Here is an 18,255-nt window from a genome sequence, read left to right as displayed (position 1 = left end):
TAAGAAGCGCGCTCGCCCGGTAAGCGATACCGACGGAGAATTTCTCAATCGCGATGCGGTCGCACTGCTATGTGACTCCATCGATGCATCGAACGACCTCGCCCGCGCGTCACGCAACAACCCGGTGTCCCGCTTCGCGTGCGGACGCCGAAACCGAATGGAACATGCAATACGATCTCCTGGCCCGTCTCAAGCAAGAAACCGCCGCGTCTCACACGCGGCTGGAGAACGCACTCGACCTCATGCGCGACGACTGGCCGCGCGATGACTATGTCGCGCTGCTCGAACGGTTCTACGGCTATGTCGCCGTGTGGGAAAACGCGGCAGGCCAACGGATGCCCGCGCATCTGCGCGAATTCTTCGGTGCGCGCCGCAGGGCCGCGTTGCTTGCCGCCGACCTCTGCGTGCTGACGGGCGATCAACGCCGCGCCGACGCCGTGCCGCTCGCCGATCCCGATGTCGATCTGCCGGCGCTAGAGGGCCTCGGCCGCGTATTCGGTTCGATGTACGTGATGGAAGGCTCGACCCTCGGCGGCCGCTTCATCGCGCCGCATGTGGCACGCCTCTTCGGTCTCGCGAACGGCGAAGGCAACGCGTACTTCGACGGCTATGGCGCGCGCACGGGCAGCATGTGGAATGCGTTTCGCGAGACGGCCGCCGCGAGCGTTGCACCCGAGCAGCACGACGACGCCATCAAGGCGGCCATCGCGACGTTCGACGGGCTGCATGGATGGCTCGCGAGAACGCGTGTCGAAGCGGGAGCCGGCGCATGAGCACGGACCCGGGTGCGCCATCTAACGAGCCGAACGCGGAAGCCCGGCGCTTCTCGCCGCCGCCCGATGCCGACGCACGACGCCGCACGCTCGAATCGGGCGTCGCGAACGGCGATTGCGATGCCGAGCCGATCCACATTCCAGGCGGCATCCAGCCGCACGGCTACCTGCTTGCGGTGTCCGACGATCTGCGCATCCTGCAGGCAAGCGACAACCTCGCGACGCTCACGGGCAAGCCGGTTGAAACCTGGCTCGGCGAGCCGGTCGAAGCATTGCTCGGACGCGTGACCGCCGAGCGGCTCGCGCACGCCGCCACGACGGCGCAACTCGATCAAGCGCCGCTTTATCTCGGCATCGTCGAGAATCCGCTGCATGCGCCGCGCTCGGCGCAGCCTGCCATACGCGACAGCGAAGGCGCCGAATTCGACGTCACGATGCACCGGCACGACGGCAACCTGATCGTCGAGCTGGAAGTCGCGCGTCATGCTGGCGACGACGTGTTCGCGTCGATGTATCCGCTCGTGCGCACCTTCACGCGCAGCCTGCAGGACGTCGCGACGGTCGCGGAACTCGCGCGTCTCGCGGTGCATGAAGTGCGCGCGATCACGGGCTTCGGGCGCGTGATGCTGTATCGCTTCGACGAGGAAGGCAGGAGCCACGTGCTCGCCGAAGACCGCGACGAAAGCTATGCCTCGTTCCTCAACCAGTTCTTTCCGGCCTCCGACATTCCGCGCCAGGCGCGCGCGCTTTATCTGCGCAACCGTATCCGCCTCGTCGCGAACGTCGACAACGCGCCCGCGCGGCTCGTTCCACCGGTCAATCCCGTCACCGGCCGACCGACCGATCTCACCTACGCGACGCTGCGCAGCTTTTCGCCCGTGCATCTGGAGTACATGCGCAACATGGGCACGCATGCGTCGATGTCGGTGTCGATCGTCGTGCGAGGGCAGTTGTGGGGTCTCATCTCGTGCCACGACCGCGATCCGCGGCTCGTGCCGTTCGAAGTGCGCATGGCGGTCGAGCATCTCGGGCACATCCTCTCGCTGCAGATCGAGGCGAAGGAGGAGCGCGCGGAGAGCAGCTATCTGCTGAGCCTGCGCCGCACGATGGCGCGCCTCATCGGCACGATGGGCGAGCACGACAGTTTCGTCGAAGGTCTGCGCTCGGTGCCCGAGGACATGATGTGCTTCGCGTCGTCGGGCGGGGCGGCGATCGTCGTCGACGACGCGGTGACGCTGATCGGTGCGACGCCCGATGCGGATGCCGTGCTCGCGCTCACTCAGTGGCTTGCCGCGAACACGTCGGGCGTCTACGCCACCGACGCGCTGCCGCTCGTCTGGCCGCGCGCCGTGCAGCATACGGATACCGCATGCGGCGTGCTCGCCGTGCCGGTCTCGCAGATCTTCCGCAACTACCTGCTGTGGTTCCGGCCAGAAGTGACGCGCACGATCGAGTGGGCGGGCGAGCCGGTCAAGCTGCGCGCCGCGGACGGCAGCAACGCGCCGCGCACCGACTTTACCCCGTGGCTGGAAACCATTCACAATCACTCGATGAAATGGCGCCCGGTCGAGATCGAGATCGCGAGCGAGTTTCGGGCGGCGATGCTCAATATCGTGCTGCGGCGCGCCGAGGAAATGGCGCAGCTCGCGACCGAACTCACGCGCGCGAACAAGGAACTCGAAGCGTTCTCGTATTCGGTGTCGCACGACTTGCGCGCGCCGCTTCGGCACATCGCCGGATATGGCGACCTGCTGCGCGAACAGGAAGGCGAGCGGATGTCGGAGCGCAGCCTGCGCTTTCTTAACAACATGCTGCAATCGGCGCGTTTTGCCGGCACGCTCGTCGACGACCTGCTGACGTTCTCGCAGATGGGCCGCGCGGCGCTCAGACCCGCCTCGGTCGACCTGAACCAGCTGGTGAGCTCGGTGGTCGGCGAGTTCGCGCCGGACACGGCCGGGCGCGACGTGGAATGGGTGATCGGCGAGCTGCCGAGCGTCACCGCCGACGCCACCTTCCTGCAACTCGCGATGCGCAACCTGGTGTCGAACGCGGTGAAATATACGCGCACGCGCGAATCGGCGAAAATCGAGATATTCGCGGACACCACGGCGACCGAACACATCGTCTGCGTGCGCGATAACGGCGTCGGTTTCGACATGAAGTATGTCGGCAAGCTCTTCGGCGTGTTCCAGCGCCTGCATCGCGCGGAAGAGTTCGACGGCACCGGCATCGGCCTCGCGAACGTGCGGCGCATCATCGAGCGTCACGACGGCCGCACCTGGGCCGACGGTAGCGTCGGCGGCGGCGCGGCGTTCTATTTTTCGTTGCCACTCGTATTCAGGACGGAGCCGGGCGCGCGCCGCACGCCGCCCGCCGCACCGGCAGCATCTGCACAATCGTAAAACTCGACCATGCTCAAACCCATTCTTCTTGTCGAAGACAACCCCAACGACCTGGAGCTCACGCTCGTCGCGCTGGACAAGAGCCAGCTCGCGAACGAAGTGATCATCGCGCGCGACGGCCAGGAAGCCATCGACTACCTGACGAGCGTCGGCGCGTGGAAAGACCGCGTGCCGGGCAACCCCGCCGTGATCCTGCTCGATCTGAAACTGCCGAAGGTCGACGGCCTCGAAGTGCTGGAGATGATCCGCGCGAACGCGTCGCTCAAGAGCATTCCGGTCGTGATGCTGACGTCGTCGCGCGAAGAGCAGGATCTGGTGCGCAGCTACGAACTCGGCGTGAATGCGTATGTGGTGAAGCCCGTCGAATTTTCCGAATTTGTCGAAGCAATCGCCGATCTGGGCGTATTCTGGGCCGTGCTGAACGAACCGCCGCCGGGCTCGACGCGCTTTCGGCGTCCGAGCGCGAGCGAATGACCCGGCGACTCATGTTGCGAAACACCTCACGTATGACCTTGCGAATGCCTCCGCGAAGAACGCACCTAGATCGGCTGCCGATGCGCCCGGCCGAATGCGCGCTGTCCAGACAGGCCGCCTAGAACATGCAGCCCCTGCACCTGCTTCTCGTCGAAGACAACGCGCTCGATGCGGAGCTGACACTGGCCCAGCTCGAACGCGCCGACTACGCCGTCGAGGCGCAGATCGTCTATGACGAAGCCAATTTCGTCGCGCAGCTGGAATCGACGCGGTTCGACGTGATCCTCGCCGATTTCGTGATGCCGACGTTCTCGGGCATCGAAGCGCTGACGCTCGCGACGGAGCGCGCGCCGGACACGCCTTTCATCTTCGTTTCGGGACTGCTCGGCGAAGAGCACGCGGTGGAAATGCTCAAGCGCGGCGCGACCGACTACGTCCTCAAGCAGCGCCTGCAACGGCTGCCTGCCGTCGTGCGGCGCGCGATGCGCGAGGCCGCCGAACGCCAGCAGCGCATCGCGGTCGAGCGCGTGCTGCGCGAAACCGAGACGCACTTTCGCCTGCTCGTCGACGCGCTCAAGGACTACGCCGTCATCACGCTCGATCCGGAAGGGCGCATCCGCACCTGGAACGCGGCGTCGGAGCGCATTCTGGGGTATCCGGCGCAGGACGTCGTCGGTCGCTCGGCGAGCGTGTTCCTGAGCCCGGAAGACCGCGAGGCCGGCGTGTTCGAGAACGAGCTGGATACCGCGCGGCGCGAGGGCAGCGCAAGCGACGACCGCTGGCTCTGGCGCAAGGACGGCCATTCGTTCTTCGCCTCGGGTGTCACGACCGCGATCCGCACCGAGAGCCACGAGCTGATCGGCTTTTCGAAGATCATCCGCGACGCGACCGAAGCGCACATGGCCGCCGACGCATTGCGCCTCGCGAAGGAGCAGGCCGAGACGGCGAACCGCGCCAAGGATCACTTCCTGGCGGTGCTGTCGCACGAACTGCGCACGCCGCTCACGCCGATCCTCGCCGCTGTGCGCCTGCTGGAAATGAAGCGCCAGCTGGCGGACGATGCGTTGCCCACCCTCGATCTGATTCGCCGCAACGTCGAACTGGAGGCGCGCCTGATCGACGATCTGCTCGATCTCACGAGCATCGCGCGCGGCAAGCTGAGCCTCAATTTCACCCACGTCGTGCTCGATACGCTGATGTCGAGCGCGCTCGACATGTCCGTGTCCGATCTGCGCGCGAAGGGGCTGTCGCTCGACACGCGCTTCGAGGCGGGCGGCTCGCTCGTGCTCGGCGACGCCGCGCGTCTGCAGCAGATCGTCTGGAACCTGATGAAGAATGCGGTCAAGTTCACGCCGTCCGATGGACGCATCGAGGTGCGCACGTGGAACCCCGACGCGTCGACGATCGCGGTGTCGGTCACGGACAGCGGCATCGGCATCAGCGCCGAAGCGCTGCCGCGCATTTTTTCGGCGTTCGAGCAAGCCGACGATTCGATCACGCGCGCGTTCGGCGGCCTGGGGCTCGGCCTCGCGATCGCCAGCACGCTCGCGCAGAAGCACGGCGGCACGCTGACCGCGCAGAGCGAGGGCCGCGACAAGGGCGCGCGCTTCACGCTCACGCTGCCGCTCGTGAAAGCCGAGCCGGAGCACGAGAGTTCGCCGAACGCCACGGCGGAGCCGAACGCGGTTGGACGCTCGCTCAAGGTGCTGCTCGTCGAGGACAACGAATACACGTCGTCGGCGATGGCCGAGGTGCTCGAAGTGCTGGGGCATCAGGTGGCCGTCGCGTCGACCGTTGGCGAGGCGCTCGCGCTGGCGAAAAGCGATTCGTTTGATTTGCTCGTCTCCGATATCGGTTTGCCGGACGGAAGCGGCCTCGACGTCGCGCGCGCGTGGCAGGACCTGCAGCCGGGCAAGCCGTCGGTTGCGATCACCGGATACGGCATGGACGAGGACATCCGGCGCTGCCGCGAAGCCGGCTTCGACGACCATCTGACCAAGCCCGTGAATTTCGCGCGGCTCGAAGCGCTGATCCATTTGCTCGCACAGAAACCAGCCAGCGAGTGACGCGTCGCGCGACGCGGAATTTTTGCGCGGCGACTGTCGATTCCGGGGCGGCTCGCTCGTCGTAGGGGTGGAGCGCCCGGCAAACAGGCGGGGCGCGATCCGGTCCACCCGAGGTACACCTCTGATCCCAGGCCAAGGAGCCGCCGTCATGTCCACACCCGCCGTCAAACCGATCCCCGAAGGCATGCACTCGCTGACCCCGCATCTCGTGTGCGCGGGCGCCGCCGAGGCCATCGATTTTTACGTCAAGGCGTTCAATGCCGTCGAAATGGTGCGGCTGCCCGGCCCGGGCGGCAAGCTGATGCACGCGTCGCTGACTATCGGCGATTCGACCCTGATGCTCGTCGACGAAATGACCGATTGCGGCGCGATCGGGCCGAAGACGCTCAAGGGTTCGCCCGTCACGATTCATCTGTACGTCGAAGACGTCGATGCCGCCGTCGCGCAGGCGGTCGCGGCCGGTGCCAGGGTGACGATGCCCGTCGCCGACATGTTCTGGGGCGACCGCTACGGCCAGCTCGAGGACCCGTTCGGACACCGCTGGTCGGTCGCGACGCATACGCGCGACGTCACGCCCGAGCAGGTTCAGGACGCGATGTCGAAGATGGGCAGTCAGTGAAGCCGGGTGACGCGAACCTTAAAGGAGGTCTCATGCAGAAAATCGCCACGTGCCTGTGGTTCGATGGAAACGCCGAAGAGGCGGTGAAGTTCTACACCGGCATCTTTCCTGATTCGCGCATCCGCGAGACCATGCTTCATGGCGAAGCCGGGCCGGGGCCGGCTGAAAATGTGCTGGCTTTGACATTCGATTTGCTGGGCGCGGAATACATCGCGCTGAACGGCGGGCCGGACTTCTCCTTTACACCGGCCATTTCGATCTTCGTGAAGTGCGAGACGCAGGACGAGATCGATCGCTACTGGGACAAGCTCCTGGAAGGCGGCTCGCCGATGGCGTGCGGCTGGCTGACCGACCGGTTCGGCGTGTCGTGGCAGATCGCGCCGGGCAAGCTCATGGGGATGCTGCAGGACGAGGACCCGGTGAAGGCGGCAAGGACCATGCGGATGATGCGGACCATGATCAAGCTGGATATCGCCGCGCTGGAGCGAGCTTATAACGGCGATTGAATGACTGGATTGATCAGCTTGATCATACGGCGCATCAGGCTTGGCCTGCTGCGCCAAAATTTTACGAATTGGGGGCTGCCGGGCAGTTTGCAGAGATGATTCAGTATCAGCTCTCTTGACCACGGCTTACTCTAAGCAAAGTTGACGTCAAACTTACGGCGATACCTGGATTGGCCCTGCATTTGCTTCTGTCTCCACCATTCTTTAACCAGTAGATACATCGAAGACCGGTGTATTGCGGAGTGGGCAAGCGGCAACACATCACCATAGGTCTTATTTGAATCAAGGAAATTCCCAAAAACACTCGGAGACGTGCAGTCGTCTTTCTTAAGGTCTTAAAATTTAACTCAAATTTTGACATTTTGATGTTTTTTCTTCGTGACATTTCGAGTTAATCTGACGGCTCCGCAAATGTTGAAAAACTGGGTCTGTTGGTTCAATCTGAGAGAAGATAAATGTCCAAAGTTTTAGTTGTTCCCGCGGCACGTGTGCAGCAAGGCGGATTGACGCTCTTCATGGCTGGTATCAAGGTCAGGGAGATCGTTTCAGATGGGTTTTTTAATGTAGAGACACTCGATCCAGATGATGGTGCGGATAAGGGGTATCAGCGATTGTTAAATGTTAATCGAGCTAAAAAGCTAGCCGACTACGTTTTAAAGGGGCAGAAGAATCGCGACGCCTTTTTGCCGACATCGATCCTTCTGGCAACTGATAAGTCCGTCGCGTACAACGAAAAAAATAATACTATCGAAATGGACTTGCAACTAGTCGGCCCCTTTAGTGTCGTCGATGGTCAGCATAGACTTGAAGGCTTAAGGATGGCTGCGGAGAGGGATAAGACCATCTTGGATTTTGAGGTGCCCGTCAACATCGCCGTAAATCTTCCAAAAATTGATCAAATGTGTCATTTCTTGATCGTCAATACTACGCAGAAAAGTGTGGACAAAGCAGTGGAGCAGAGAATTATCGCGCGTTTAACCGATGCGATCGCCCCGGCAGATATGCCAAGTTTGCCAAAATGGATATTTAATCGCATCGAAAAAGGCGATGTCGATAAGGCGATCAAAATCGTGGATTATCTGAATGCGACTGCGGAATCCCCGTGGCTTGGCAAGATTCAGATGGCAAATGCCGAAAAAGATAAAAGCACTGTGAATCAAAGATCTTTTATAAAGGCGATTCTTCGATATGTTTTGGTGGCAAATAATCCACTTTCGGTGATCTTTGAAAATCTGGAAGAGGAGAAGGAAGTATTTTTGACCTATTGGAAGGCAATCAAGTCAGTTCTTGATAACGGAAACTCCAGTACCTTGTACAAGAGTAATGGGGTCGATTTATTCTGCAGATTTTCTACGCCGTTTTTCATGAAGCTGCAGAACGCCGGTCGTTTCGATTTCCCGGCGATGGCCACCCTTCTGAGGGCTTGTCTCGATCATGTGGAGGGCGAATACTCAGGGGTGGCTCATCCGGATTGGTGGGTCAAGGGTGGTCGCGCAAGTTTTTTAAATAGTGGTGCTATTCACGTTGTGTTGCAAGAGATGATTCGTGCGCTGCACAAAGTATCACTGGAGCTGCGTCCAGCACGATAGGGAAGTGCCGGGGTGCCGTGCGCAATGGCCGATCATTTTGGCACGCACCCTTTGTTTTGCATGTTCTCGGCTCGTCACTTCTTCCGCTCCACCAGCTTTCCCCCGATAAACCGATGCTCCGGCGAAAACAGCCGCCGGTACGTGAGCACCACCGCGCCGACCGTCCCCAGCGCCGAAGACGCCGCGATCAAAAACATGATCACGATCTGATAGCGCACGGCCTGCAACGGCGATTGTCCCGCGAGCACCTGCCCGGTCATCATCCCAGGCAGGCTGACGAGCCCGACCACGGCCATCTGATTGAGCGTCGGAATCATGCCCGCGCGCACGGCCTGCCGCGCCGGGCCTTGCGCTGCTTCCCAGCGGGTCGCACCGAGCGCGAGCGACATCTCGACCGCGCCGCGCCCGGCGGTCAGCTCCTCGGTCATGCGCTCGATGCCGAGCGACACGCCCGTCAGCGTATTGCCGAGGATCATGCCGAGGATCGGAATCGCGTATTGCGGCTCGTACCACGGATGAATCCGGATCACGACGAAAAGCCCGAACGCGCCGACCAGCCACGAACTCGCCCAGATCGACGCGATGCTGTCGGCGCGTTGCCCGGCGTACGTGCGCCGTCCGCGATTCGAGGCGGAGAAACCGGCGATCAGCGTCATCACCGCCATCAGCGGCAGCACGACATACCAGCGGTCGAATTCGAACACCCAGCCGAGCACATAGCCGATCAGAAGCAGTTGCACGACCGTGCGCACCGCCGCCCACGCGAGCTTGCGCTCCAGATCGAGCCTGAGCGCCACCGAGAGCGCCCCGTTCACGACGATCAGCGCCGCCGACAGTGCGATGTCGAAGAGACTCAGATTCTGATAGCCGCTCATGGCGTGCCCTCATGCGATAAAGCCTCGCTCAGCGTGCCCGCGACCATCGTCAGTTGCCGGTTGCCGACGCGCCGTGCCTGCGCGGGATCGTGTGAAATCCAGATGCGCGCGCGCGCCGGCGCTTCAGCCGCCCACGCGCCAACCAGCGCTTCGATTTCTCGCGCGGAGTCCGGATCGAGCGATGCGGTCGGCTCGTCGAGCAGGAGCACATCGGGCGCGAGTTGCAGGACGCGGATCAGCGCCGCGATCTGGGCCTCGCCGCCGGACAGTTCGCTCGCGCGTTTGTCGAGGAAATCGTCGCCGCGGCTTGCCGCCGCCGCGAGCCGCGCGACCGTCGCGCGATCGAAACGCAGATCGCGGTAGACCTTCAGGCTGAACGGATAGCGCAGATTGTCCTCGACCGATCCGTCGAGCATCGCCGGCCGCTGCGCGATATAGGCGACCTGCCGTCGATACGTCGGCACGCGCGCCCGCGCGATGGGCTCGCCGCGCCACAGAATCCGCCCGGCATCGACCGGATCGAGCAGCGCGAGCGTGCGCAGGAATACGCTCTTGCCGGAGCCGGACGGACCCGTGATCACCGCGCGATCGCCTTCGCGCAGCACGAAGTCGGTCGGGTGAAGAAGGATCGCCCGGCGCACCGGGTCGCGCCGCTCGACGCCGCATGCGGCGATCAGCGCGGCACGCGTGTCGCGCGACGGCGTCGCTGGCAAGGCGTCGAAAGCCTGATGCGGGTTGGGCATGTCGATGGTGTGTGGGGACTGGCGAGCGATCTTAAAGCGAATCGGCCGCGCGCGGGGCGGCGGTCAAAGCAGGCACGCTACATGCTGCGCCGATCGCAACTAGAAAAAACGTTGGAGCCGCCATGGCGCAGGGCCGGAAGATCGGAAAAATTGTGGCATGGTTCTTCGCCATTCTGGCGCTGTTGATCGCCGTGATCGTGGTCGTGTTCTTAACCTTCGACTGGAATCGCGCGCGGCCGTGGGTCGACGACAAGGTGTCGCAGGCCATCGGCCGGCAATTTCACATTACCGGCGATCTCAAGCTCGGCTGGGCGCGCCCGCCGAGCGAAACCGGCTGGAAGCGCTGGGTGCCGTGGCCGCGCTTCACCGCGCAAAAAATCACGGTGGCGAACCCGGACTGGGCGAAGCAGCCCTATTTTGCGACGCTCGACGAAATCGAGTTTCAGGTCGCGCTTTTGCCGCTCCTCGCGCACGACATCGTGATTCCGACCATCAACCTCGTCAATCCGTCGATCGATCTGGAACGCCTGAAGGACAACCGCAACAATTGGACGTTCAAATTCCAGCAGTCGACCGAGCCGTCGACGTGGAATCTCAAGCTGCACGACGTCGCCTTCGCGAAGGGCGCGATCGCCGTGTCGGACGAGATCACGAAAGCCGACATGCAGGCGGTCGTCGATACGCTCGGCCAGCCGGTGGCGAGCGCCGAGGCCGCCTCCGAGGCGTCGGCGGCCTCGGCGGCGTCAGCCGCGGCCGCGGCGAGCGGGGCGCCGGCGAATCCCGCCAGCACGTCGGCGGGCAACAGCATCACGACGAAGAACGGTCCGAAGCCGCCGGTTCCGCCGTATGGCATCGGCTGGACGGTTAAGGGCACCTACAACAAGACGGCCGTGTCGGGCGAAGGCAAGGTGGGCGGCGTGCTCGCGATACAGGACGCCGAGCGGCCGTTCCCCGTGCAGGCGGACGTCCGGATCGGCGACACGCATATCGCGCTCGTGGGCACCGTCACCGATCCGGCACATCTCGCGGCGCTCGACCTGCGGCTCTGGCTGCAAGGCGTGAGCATGGCGCATCTCTATCCGATCACGGGCGTCACGCTGCCCGAGACGCCGCCGTATGCGACCGAAGGACGGCTCGTCGGGCAGTTCAAGAAGGAAGGCAACGTCTTCAAGTACGAGAACTTCACCGGCCGCGTGGGCGGCAGCGACATCAACGGCTCGCTCGTCTACGCGGGACGACAGCCGCGTCCGCTTTTGTCCGGCGAACTGGTTTCGCATCTGCTGCAATTCTCCGATCTCGCGCCGATCATCGGCGCCGATTCGAACGCGAGCAAGGCCAAGCGCGGCGAGGAGAAGAAACAGCCATCGGCGAAGGCGCTGCCGACCGAAGAGTTCAAGACCGACCGCTGGAAGGCCATCGATACCGACGTCAAGTTCACGGGCCGTCGCATCATCAAGGACCCGGACCTGCCGATCACCGATCTCTACACGCACGTCGTGATGAAGGACGGCGTCCTCTCGCTCGAACCGCTCAAATTCGGCGTGGCGGGCGGCTCGCTCGCGTCGAACATTCACCTCGACGGCAGCACGACGCCGCTGAAGGGCCGCGTCTCGACCGAGGCCCGGCATCTGAAGCTGAAACAGCTTTTCCCGAACGTGAAGACGATGCAGTCGGCGCTCGGCGAAGTGAACGGCGACGCGGCGCTCTCGGCGACCGGCAACTCGCCCGCGACGCTCGCGGCGACCTCGAACGGCGAAGTGAAGGCGCTGATCACGGATGGCACGGTCAGCCGTCTTTACATGGAAGCGGCGGGCTTAAACGTGGCGAACGTCGTGTACGAGAAACTCTTCGGCAAGCGCGACGTGAAGATCAACTGCGCGGCGGCGGATTTCGTCGCGACCAACGGCGTGCTGGAATCGCGCGTGTTCGCGCTCGATACCGACGATGCCGTCATCAACATGGATGGCAACGTCGACCTGAAGACCGAGGAAATGGATCTCGCGATCCATCCGCATACGAAGGGCTTTCGCGTGTTCTCGCTGCGCTCGCCGCTCTACGTGAAGGGCACGTTCAAGGACCCGCACGTGGGCGTGAACGCGGGCGCGCTCGCGGTGCGCGGCGCGGCGGCGGTGGGCCTTGGGCTGATCAACCCGTTCGCCGCGCTGATTCCGCTCATCGCGCCGAGCAACAACAAGCCGCTGCCTTGCCAGCAGATGCTCGCCGACATGCGCAATGCGCCGAGCGCGCCGGCCGCGGGCCAGCAGCAGAAGGCGAAGGCGGCGCCGGCGTATATGTCGTCGGATGCGGCGGGCGCATCGGCACCGAAGGCGCCCGCGCCGGCGAGCCCGTCGCCCGCGAGTGCGGCGCAGTACAAGGGGAGCTGAGCACGCGGGGCTTCCTGCACGTCTGATCCTGGCATGGCTGGCGGCCGGCGACGCGAAAGCGTCGCCGGCCGTTTCTTTTCGTGCGTCCGTCGCCGGTGACAGAGCGGAACCCGTCGCAGGCTCGAGTGCGCCACTCGTCGAATCACACATTTTTACGTTTCATTTTCAGCGCCAGATATAGTGCGCGCAGCGCTGTATTACCATACGCATTCCTAATAGAGTTGCCGCAGGCACTGGTTTCATGTGGCCGCAGCCTTTCATCGACCATCGACAACGAATCTCCAAGCCATCATCGACCATGGGAAACCTGAACCGTTTCGTTTTGAACCGCCTCGTCGCCGAACACCGCGTGACGCACCTGATCGAGACGGGCTACGGCCAGGGCACGTCTTGCAACGCGGCGCTCGACGCCGGCTTTACGCAGGCGCTGTCGTGCGAGATCTACGAGCCGCTGTTCGCGAAGGCGCAGCAAAGCGCGCGCGTGCAGGTCATGCACGCCGACAGCCTCAGCTTCCTGCGATCGCCGTCCGTGGTCCGTGCGCTGAGCGATTCCCGCTGCCTGGTCTTTCTCGACGCCCACTATCCGGGCGCCGACCACGGCGGCGAAAGTTACTCGGACACCGGCCGCCCCGCCGATGAACGCCTGCCGCTCTTGGCCGAACTCGAACTTTTGCGCGGAAAAATCGATGACACACTGGTGATCGTCGACGATGTGCGAATCTATCGACGCGATTTCGACGTGGCGTTCGGGCCGTTGCCCGACGCGGTCGAGAACGCGTTTCACAAGGAAACCGAATTCGTCGCGTTGCTCGAAAGCTATCACGCGACGCACAGCGTTCACTGGCATGCGGAAGACATGGGCTATGCGGTGCTCTGGCCGTTGGCGTGGGGCGCGTGCGACCTGACGAAATGGGTGCGTCCCGGCGACCGGACCAGTCCCGATATCCTACATCTTGGCGTGCCCGGTACGACGTGCATGTCGATCAATCGACGCATGCACGACGCGCGCTTCAGCAATCGCTGGCTGGTGGGCAACGGCCTGGATATCGGTGGCGGGCCGGACAGCATCGGGCTGTACCACCGCCTGTTTCCGCGCATGGGCAGCGTGACGGTCTACGACTGGGCGCAGGGCGACGCGCAGTTCCTCGCGAACGTGCGCGACGAGCAATTCGACTTCGTCTATTCGGCGCATTGCCTCGAGCATGTGATGCAGCCGCATGCGGCGATCCAGCAGTGGCTGCGCGTGCTCGCGCCCGGCGGACATCTCGTCGTCACGGTCCCGGACGAGGACATGTACGAGCAGGGCGTCTGGCCGTCGACGTTCAACGGCGACCATAAGCACACGTTCACGATGTTCAAGCACCGGAGCTGGTCGCCGGTTTCGGTCAACGTGCTGGAAATGCTGCAAGGGTTCGATGGCGAAGTCAGCATCGAAAAGGTCGAGCGCCTGACTCAAGGTTTTCTGCCGGGACTTCCGCGCTTCGATCAGACGCGCACCGCATTCGCCGAATGCGGTATCGAATTCGTTGTGAGGAAGCTTTGAGGTGATGCGTGGGCGCGTATGAAATGCGATTGGCGACTCAAACGACGCGTTGCTGCGGACCTGTCCCTATCATCAACCGGCGTCACAGTTCGAGCCTCGGACAGTCACGTAGGCCTTCGCTGCACCCAACTCTCGTATGCGAAAGCTTTTTTTGCCCGCCTTGCGCGGGCTTTTTTTCGCCTGTTGAGGCGACGGCATGTTTCGGCAGAACTATATGAGGAAATTCCGATTCTCCATGATTCGTTGCATCAAGTGCACGACTGAGGAGCGGTTCTAACCTGAACATTCCATCTGGCGCTATTTTGTGGGTTGTTGCAAATAAGCATAACGAACGAACCTCATGAACAAGAACAATTACCGGCTGGTATTCAGCGGTCTGAGAAAGATCCTTGTCGCCGTCGAGGAAACCGAGACAACAACGGGAAAGGGCGCCGGACCGACGACGGCACGCGGGCCGAAATCACACCCTGTGATTTTTTCATTGCGGCAAATCGCTTTCGCCGCGCCGTTGGTCATCCAGACACGCTGAACGCGGCGTCCACTGCAGGTGATGGTCCGGCGCCCGGCATTTCCATCGACGTGAGCCAGATCGGCGGAATGTACGCGAATCGCATCGTGCTGGTCGGCACTCGCGCATATCTGCAGGTGCGTGTGCAACAAGAACAAGACTGGACATTGACAGGAGAAGTATGTCGGAATCTGATCGTTTGAGAACGTATCTGACGGGACGGCAGTCCGCGCACATGAAGTTCACGCCGCGCAAGCCGCAGCAGGTTGACCGGGACACTGGCACTGGAAGGGCGAACCCCCTGCCTGTTGTATCGGTCGTATCGTGGGAAGTGCATGAGGAAATCTGCGAGCCGTACCGGATCAAGGCGGTGATCTCGACGCCAGAACCGGTCAGCAGAAAGAAGGTGCTCGGGCACCTGGCAGAGTTCTCGATCCAGCCCGAGGACGGGCGCGAAATGCGCACATTCAACGGCTTTGTGTCGCGCTTTGATCTGGTATCGGAATCGCGCGATGGTTGTAGCTATCACGTTGTGGTGCGCCAGCGACTCGCCTTGCTTGACGGCCCAAGCAACTGCGTCACCTACCAGCGCATGACATCGTGGGAAATCATCAAAGCTATCCTTGAGCGTCACGAAATCCGCTTCTGGATGCAGATTGAATTCCGCCTGAAACGTGTGCATCCGAGACACGACTTCCGGTTCCAGTTCAACATAGGGGACTGGGCCTATATCAGGCTGGAAATGGAGCAGGCCGGCCTGTTCTGCTTCACGACGGCTGACGAACACGGTGAAGTGCTGGTGATTGCCGATGATGTCGATGGCTACGAGCGGCCCCCCATCATGGTGCTTGACCGTCCCACTGCCGGGTTGTCAACGTTCGAGGAGGCCATCTTTGCCTTCAGGGTGCGTACCCGCACCGTACCTGAATCCTTTGCCGTTGCCGACTACAACCCGGAAAGTGCGTGGGAGGTTCTGCGCAACGAAAGCCGCGTTGTATCGGACGACGAGACGATGGTTGGCACGCCCTACGTGTGGGGCACGCATCATGGAGACGCGGAAGGCGCGAAGCGCGAGGCAAAGTTGCGGCATGAGGCAGCGCTTGCACAGCAGGTTCGCTACAAGGTGAAGTCGACCGTGCTGGCGCTCAGGCCGGGTCGTGTCGTGCGTTCAGACCGGGAGCTTGAAGATACGACATGGGGCATGTTCATTACAAAGGTCGTGCATAGCGGCGCGCGGGACGCCAGCTACATGAACCGCTTTACCGCCATCCCGGCTGACCGTCCGTATCGGATGGCTATCGACGAAAATCGGTGGCCCCGGATACACGGCACACTCGGCGCAACGATCTGTTCTCCGGATAAATACAAATTTGCCTTCCTGACCGACAAAGGGGAATACATTGCGCGCTTTCATTGCGACTTCGGGAACTGGCCCAAAGGTGCGGAGAGCGTACCGTTGCGGCTGGCGAAGCCGTTTTCAGGCAAGAACAACACCGGCATGCACATGCCTGCGCTGGACGGTGACGAAGCCCTAGTCGCGTTTCGTGAAGGCAACCCGAACAAGCCGATCCTGGCGGGCTTCATGCCGAACAGCCAGCGTCCCGACCTCATCAATTCCTCGCGACGGCGTATATCGCGTAATGAAATCCGCACCCAGTCCGGCAACAAGATGTGGATGGATGACTGGGACGATCAGCAAGGGATCGAACTCAGCACGGAGCATTCGGGCCGCTCGCAACTCAACCTCGGATTCATACCAGACCGTGAACTGAAGGAGCGTGGCACGGGTGCTGAACTGAGGACGTCGGGTCACCTGGTCGGGCGCGGCGGTGCAGGTGCGATGCTGACCGCGTACAACCAGGCCGGCGGCAGCGGCAAGGTGCTCGCGATGGATGAGACGGATGCGCAACTGAAGGATCATCAGGTGTTCGTCAAGTCACTTGCTGATTCTGCCGGGGCGTCGAAGGCATCGCCCGCCGACCTGGATGCGCAGAAGGGTATCAACGATGGCCTGAAGGAGCTGAAAAAGCCTGGCGTCCTGGTCACGGGTCCGGGGCCGGTGGGCGTGGCGTCCGGCGATGGTGTGCATCTTGCCGCAGACGGTTCGATCATCGGCACCGCGAAGAAGGGCGTGCATTTCAGTACGCTCAAACGGTTCACGGTCGCTGCGCGTGACATGGTGTCGATGTTCTCGCAGAAGGGCATGAGCCTCATCACGTCGGCGGGGGATTTTGTTGCGCAGGCCCAGCGTGGCCGCATGCAGCTCGCCTCGCAGGAGGATATGTCCGTCGAGTCGGTCAACGGCGTGGTTCACGTGAAGGCGGCGAAGGAAATCATCCTGAACGTGAACGGCACCTACGTGAAGGTCAGCGGGAGCGGCGTCGAGATCGGTTCGCGTGGCGCCGTGCTGTATCGCACGGCTGGCGTGAAGGGGACCGGGCCTGCGCAGATGGATTTGGGCGGTGCGGCTTTCGCTCCGGTGTTCGTACCGTACACGACGAGCTGCGAGGTATGGCGGACCAGTGCTGAATTTCCTGACGCGATGACGCCTGAGACGCAACCCGTAGAGGGACCTGACGCTGTGGCAAATTCGCCATTGAGCGGCTTGAAGTCACTGTTTGCGGGCAACAAGGATGAACAAGCGACGGGAACTGAAGGCGCACCGGCATCGGGAGAATCAGAGGGGCCAGCGCCTATTCCTCAGCTATCCATGCCGGTCAAGATGGACAAGCCTGATCCATGTGGCTCTGGCATTGGCGATTTGAAGCGGGCATGCACGGTGCAGCGGGAAACGCCGTCTTATTTTGGATATGGAAGCGATAAGAGTCAACCGCTGAAAAATCCCGATCAAAGTCGAAAATTAGTTAGCGGGCCAGCGTCCACAACGTGGGCTTTGGAATACAAAGGCAAAGACAAATTGCTTACAGCGACTGTCAAGATCGGCGTGGAGCTTTGGGATATCCTTGCCAAAAGTGCAGATGGTAAATATTTGACTGAACCAGGTGGTGCAAAGGTTTCCTTCCCGTTTGGTTATGACCAAAACGCAGGTCATCGAAGAGATGTGACTTATGAAGAGAAGCCGTTTGACGGTGATGCGTCCATTTTTGATTTTGCAAATGTAAAATCAAGAATTGAATCAGTGCTGAATCAGGGTGGTCATAAACTGATAATGGATTGCCCGAAAGGTGCGGCGTGCGGATGTCGCGTGGCCGTCAAATTTCAGGTCGAATTTAAGATTATTGCACCGGGAAGTCCATATGGAACTTGTGATCAGCAAATCAGAATGTTTATGCGATCATATCGGGCGAATAATCTGAACTGGGGCTACCTAAGCACAAATTTTAAGCAAAGTTCAGTTACCAGATTTTCGGATGATCCGGACGTAAGCAACGTTCAAGCTCATGAGTGCGGGCATCTGTTCGCATATCCAGATGAGTATTTTGAAGATGAAGGTGGCGTGCATAAGGAATACGTATCAAAGGCGCAGGAACTTCGTTTCGATTGGGCTGATGCTATGGCGGGAAAGCCAATATGGAAAATTCACACAGCGACTAATGTAATGGGCTTGGGCTGTAATTTCGCGGCGGCGAAGCCGGGTCAGGCGCCTACTGCGACCATCGAGCCCTATTATTTGGAATACGTGCGATCTGAATTTTCCAAGGGCACTAATAAGAAATGGAAAATCGGCTATGAATAAGTTTGTGTGCAAAGCCCTTTGCTTGTTATGGACTGCCTTCTTGGCTTGCGGCACAAATTACGTGCTGGCGAATGGA

At 61.5% G+C, this 18,255-nt stretch carries 13 protein-coding genes; 11 read left to right on the top strand and 2 right to left on the bottom strand.

Annotated features, from left to right (window positions below):
- The first annotated feature begins 164 nt into the window (after positions 1-164).
- The 7 genes from AWB66_RS11420 (at position 165) to AWB66_RS11390 (ending at position 8,429) form a co-directional block, all read left to right on the top strand.
- Positions 165-773 (top strand): biliverdin-producing heme oxygenase, encoded by a 609-nt coding sequence (locus AWB66_RS11420; RefSeq protein ID WP_087630411.1) that lies wholly within the window; start codon positions 165-167, stop codon positions 771-773.
- Positions 770-3,175, top strand: coding sequence for an ATP-binding protein (locus tag AWB66_RS11415; protein WP_087630410.1), 2,406 nt, complete (start codon positions 770-772; stop codon positions 3,173-3,175). The genes AWB66_RS11420 and AWB66_RS11415 overlap by 4 nt, the downstream gene beginning before the upstream one ends.
- Before the next feature lie 9 nt (positions 3,176-3,184).
- Complete coding sequence (locus tag AWB66_RS11410) at positions 3,185-3,649, top strand: response regulator (RefSeq protein ID WP_087630409.1); 465 nt, start codon at positions 3,185-3,187, stop codon at positions 3,647-3,649.
- A gap of 125 nt (positions 3,650-3,774) precedes the next feature.
- Positions 3,775-5,715, top strand: a complete 1,941-nt coding sequence (locus AWB66_RS11405) for a hybrid sensor histidine kinase/response regulator (protein WP_087630408.1) — start codon at positions 3,775-3,777, stop codon at positions 5,713-5,715.
- A 148-nt stretch (positions 5,716-5,863) separates the two neighbouring features.
- Positions 5,864-6,334: a VOC family protein gene (locus tag AWB66_RS11400; RefSeq protein ID WP_087630407.1), complete on the top strand. Its 471-nt coding sequence runs from the start codon at positions 5,864-5,866 to the stop codon at positions 6,332-6,334.
- Between the two features lie 32 nt (positions 6,335-6,366).
- The gene (locus AWB66_RS11395) at positions 6,367-6,840 is read left to right on the top strand and encodes a VOC family protein (RefSeq protein ID WP_087630406.1); all 474 of its coding nucleotides are present in this window, start codon (positions 6,367-6,369) and stop codon (positions 6,838-6,840) included.
- Between the two features lie 455 nt (positions 6,841-7,295).
- Positions 7,296-8,429, top strand: a complete 1,134-nt coding sequence (locus AWB66_RS11390) for a DGQHR domain-containing protein (protein WP_087630405.1) — start codon at positions 7,296-7,298, stop codon at positions 8,427-8,429.
- A 74-nt stretch (positions 8,430-8,503) separates the two neighbouring features.
- On the opposite strand, the gene AWB66_RS11385 is transcribed toward AWB66_RS11390, so the two are convergent.
- Positions 8,504-9,304, bottom strand: coding sequence for an ABC transporter permease (locus tag AWB66_RS11385; protein ID WP_087630404.1), 801 nt, complete (start codon positions 9,302-9,304; stop codon positions 8,504-8,506).
- Entirely contained in the window at positions 9,301-10,047 is a 747-nt protein-coding gene (locus AWB66_RS11380) for an ABC transporter ATP-binding protein (protein WP_087630403.1), read from the bottom strand. The genes AWB66_RS11385 and AWB66_RS11380 overlap by 4 nt, the downstream gene beginning before the upstream one ends.
- A 122-nt stretch (positions 10,048-10,169) precedes the next feature.
- Here AWB66_RS11380 and AWB66_RS11375 point away from each other — a divergent pair, with 122 nt between their 5' ends.
- The 4 genes from AWB66_RS11375 (at position 10,170) to AWB66_RS11360 (ending at position 18,179) form a co-directional block, all read left to right on the top strand.
- Positions 10,170-12,431: an AsmA family protein gene (locus AWB66_RS11375; RefSeq protein WP_087630402.1), complete on the top strand. Its 2,262-nt coding sequence runs from the start codon at positions 10,170-10,172 to the stop codon at positions 12,429-12,431.
- A gap of 298 nt (positions 12,432-12,729) precedes the next feature.
- Positions 12,730-13,974: a class I SAM-dependent methyltransferase gene (locus AWB66_RS11370; protein WP_087630401.1), complete on the top strand. Its 1,245-nt coding sequence runs from the start codon at positions 12,730-12,732 to the stop codon at positions 13,972-13,974.
- Positions 13,975-14,314: 340 nt separating this feature from the next.
- Complete coding sequence (locus AWB66_RS11365; RefSeq protein WP_087630400.1) at positions 14,315-14,503, top strand: ESPR-type extended signal peptide-containing protein; 189 nt, start codon at positions 14,315-14,317, stop codon at positions 14,501-14,503.
- A gap of 160 nt (positions 14,504-14,663) precedes the next feature.
- The gene (locus AWB66_RS11360) at positions 14,664-18,179 is read left to right on the top strand and encodes a type VI secretion system Vgr family protein (RefSeq protein ID WP_087630399.1); all 3,516 of its coding nucleotides are present in this window, start codon (positions 14,664-14,666) and stop codon (positions 18,177-18,179) included.
- Positions 18,180-18,255 lie beyond the last annotated feature (76 nt).

Origin of the sequence: Caballeronia telluris (assembly GCF_001544495.1) — a bacterium.
Classification (GTDB): domain Bacteria; phylum Pseudomonadota; class Gammaproteobacteria; order Burkholderiales; family Burkholderiaceae; genus Caballeronia; species Caballeronia telluris.
The sequence above is the reverse complement of the archived record's forward strand: the minus strand, read 5'-3'. Positions and strand labels throughout refer to the sequence as shown.

Bases quoted from the DNA above. Each gene is read 5' to 3' on its own strand.
- AWB66_RS11420 (WP_087630411.1), top strand. From the start codon at position 165: ATGCAATACGATCTCCTGGCCCGTCTCAAGCAAGAAACCGCCGCGTCT.
- AWB66_RS11415 (WP_087630410.1), top strand. From the start codon at position 770: ATGAGCACGGACCCGGGTGCGCCATCTAACGAGCCGAACGCGGAAGCC.
- AWB66_RS11410 (WP_087630409.1), top strand. From the start codon at position 3,185: ATGCTCAAACCCATTCTTCTTGTCGAAGACAACCCCAACGACCTGGAG.
- AWB66_RS11405 (WP_087630408.1), top strand. From the start codon at position 3,775: ATGCAGCCCCTGCACCTGCTTCTCGTCGAAGACAACGCGCTCGATGCG.
- AWB66_RS11400 (WP_087630407.1), top strand. From the start codon at position 5,864: ATGTCCACACCCGCCGTCAAACCGATCCCCGAAGGCATGCACTCGCTG.
- AWB66_RS11395 (WP_087630406.1), top strand. From the start codon at position 6,367: ATGCAGAAAATCGCCACGTGCCTGTGGTTCGATGGAAACGCCGAAGAG.
- AWB66_RS11390 (WP_087630405.1), top strand. From the start codon at position 7,296: ATGTCCAAAGTTTTAGTTGTTCCCGCGGCACGTGTGCAGCAAGGCGGA.
- AWB66_RS11385 (WP_087630404.1), bottom strand. From the start codon at position 9,304: ATGAGCGGCTATCAGAATCTGAGTCTCTTCGACATCGCACTGTCGGCG.
- AWB66_RS11380 (WP_087630403.1), bottom strand. From the start codon at position 10,047: ATGCCCAACCCGCATCAGGCTTTCGACGCCTTGCCAGCGACGCCGTCG.
- AWB66_RS11375 (WP_087630402.1), top strand. From the start codon at position 10,170: ATGGCGCAGGGCCGGAAGATCGGAAAAATTGTGGCATGGTTCTTCGCC.
- AWB66_RS11370 (WP_087630401.1), top strand. From the start codon at position 12,730: ATGGGAAACCTGAACCGTTTCGTTTTGAACCGCCTCGTCGCCGAACAC.
- AWB66_RS11365 (WP_087630400.1), top strand. From the start codon at position 14,315: ATGAACAAGAACAATTACCGGCTGGTATTCAGCGGTCTGAGAAAGATC.
- AWB66_RS11360 (WP_087630399.1), top strand. From the start codon at position 14,664: ATGTCGGAATCTGATCGTTTGAGAACGTATCTGACGGGACGGCAGTCC.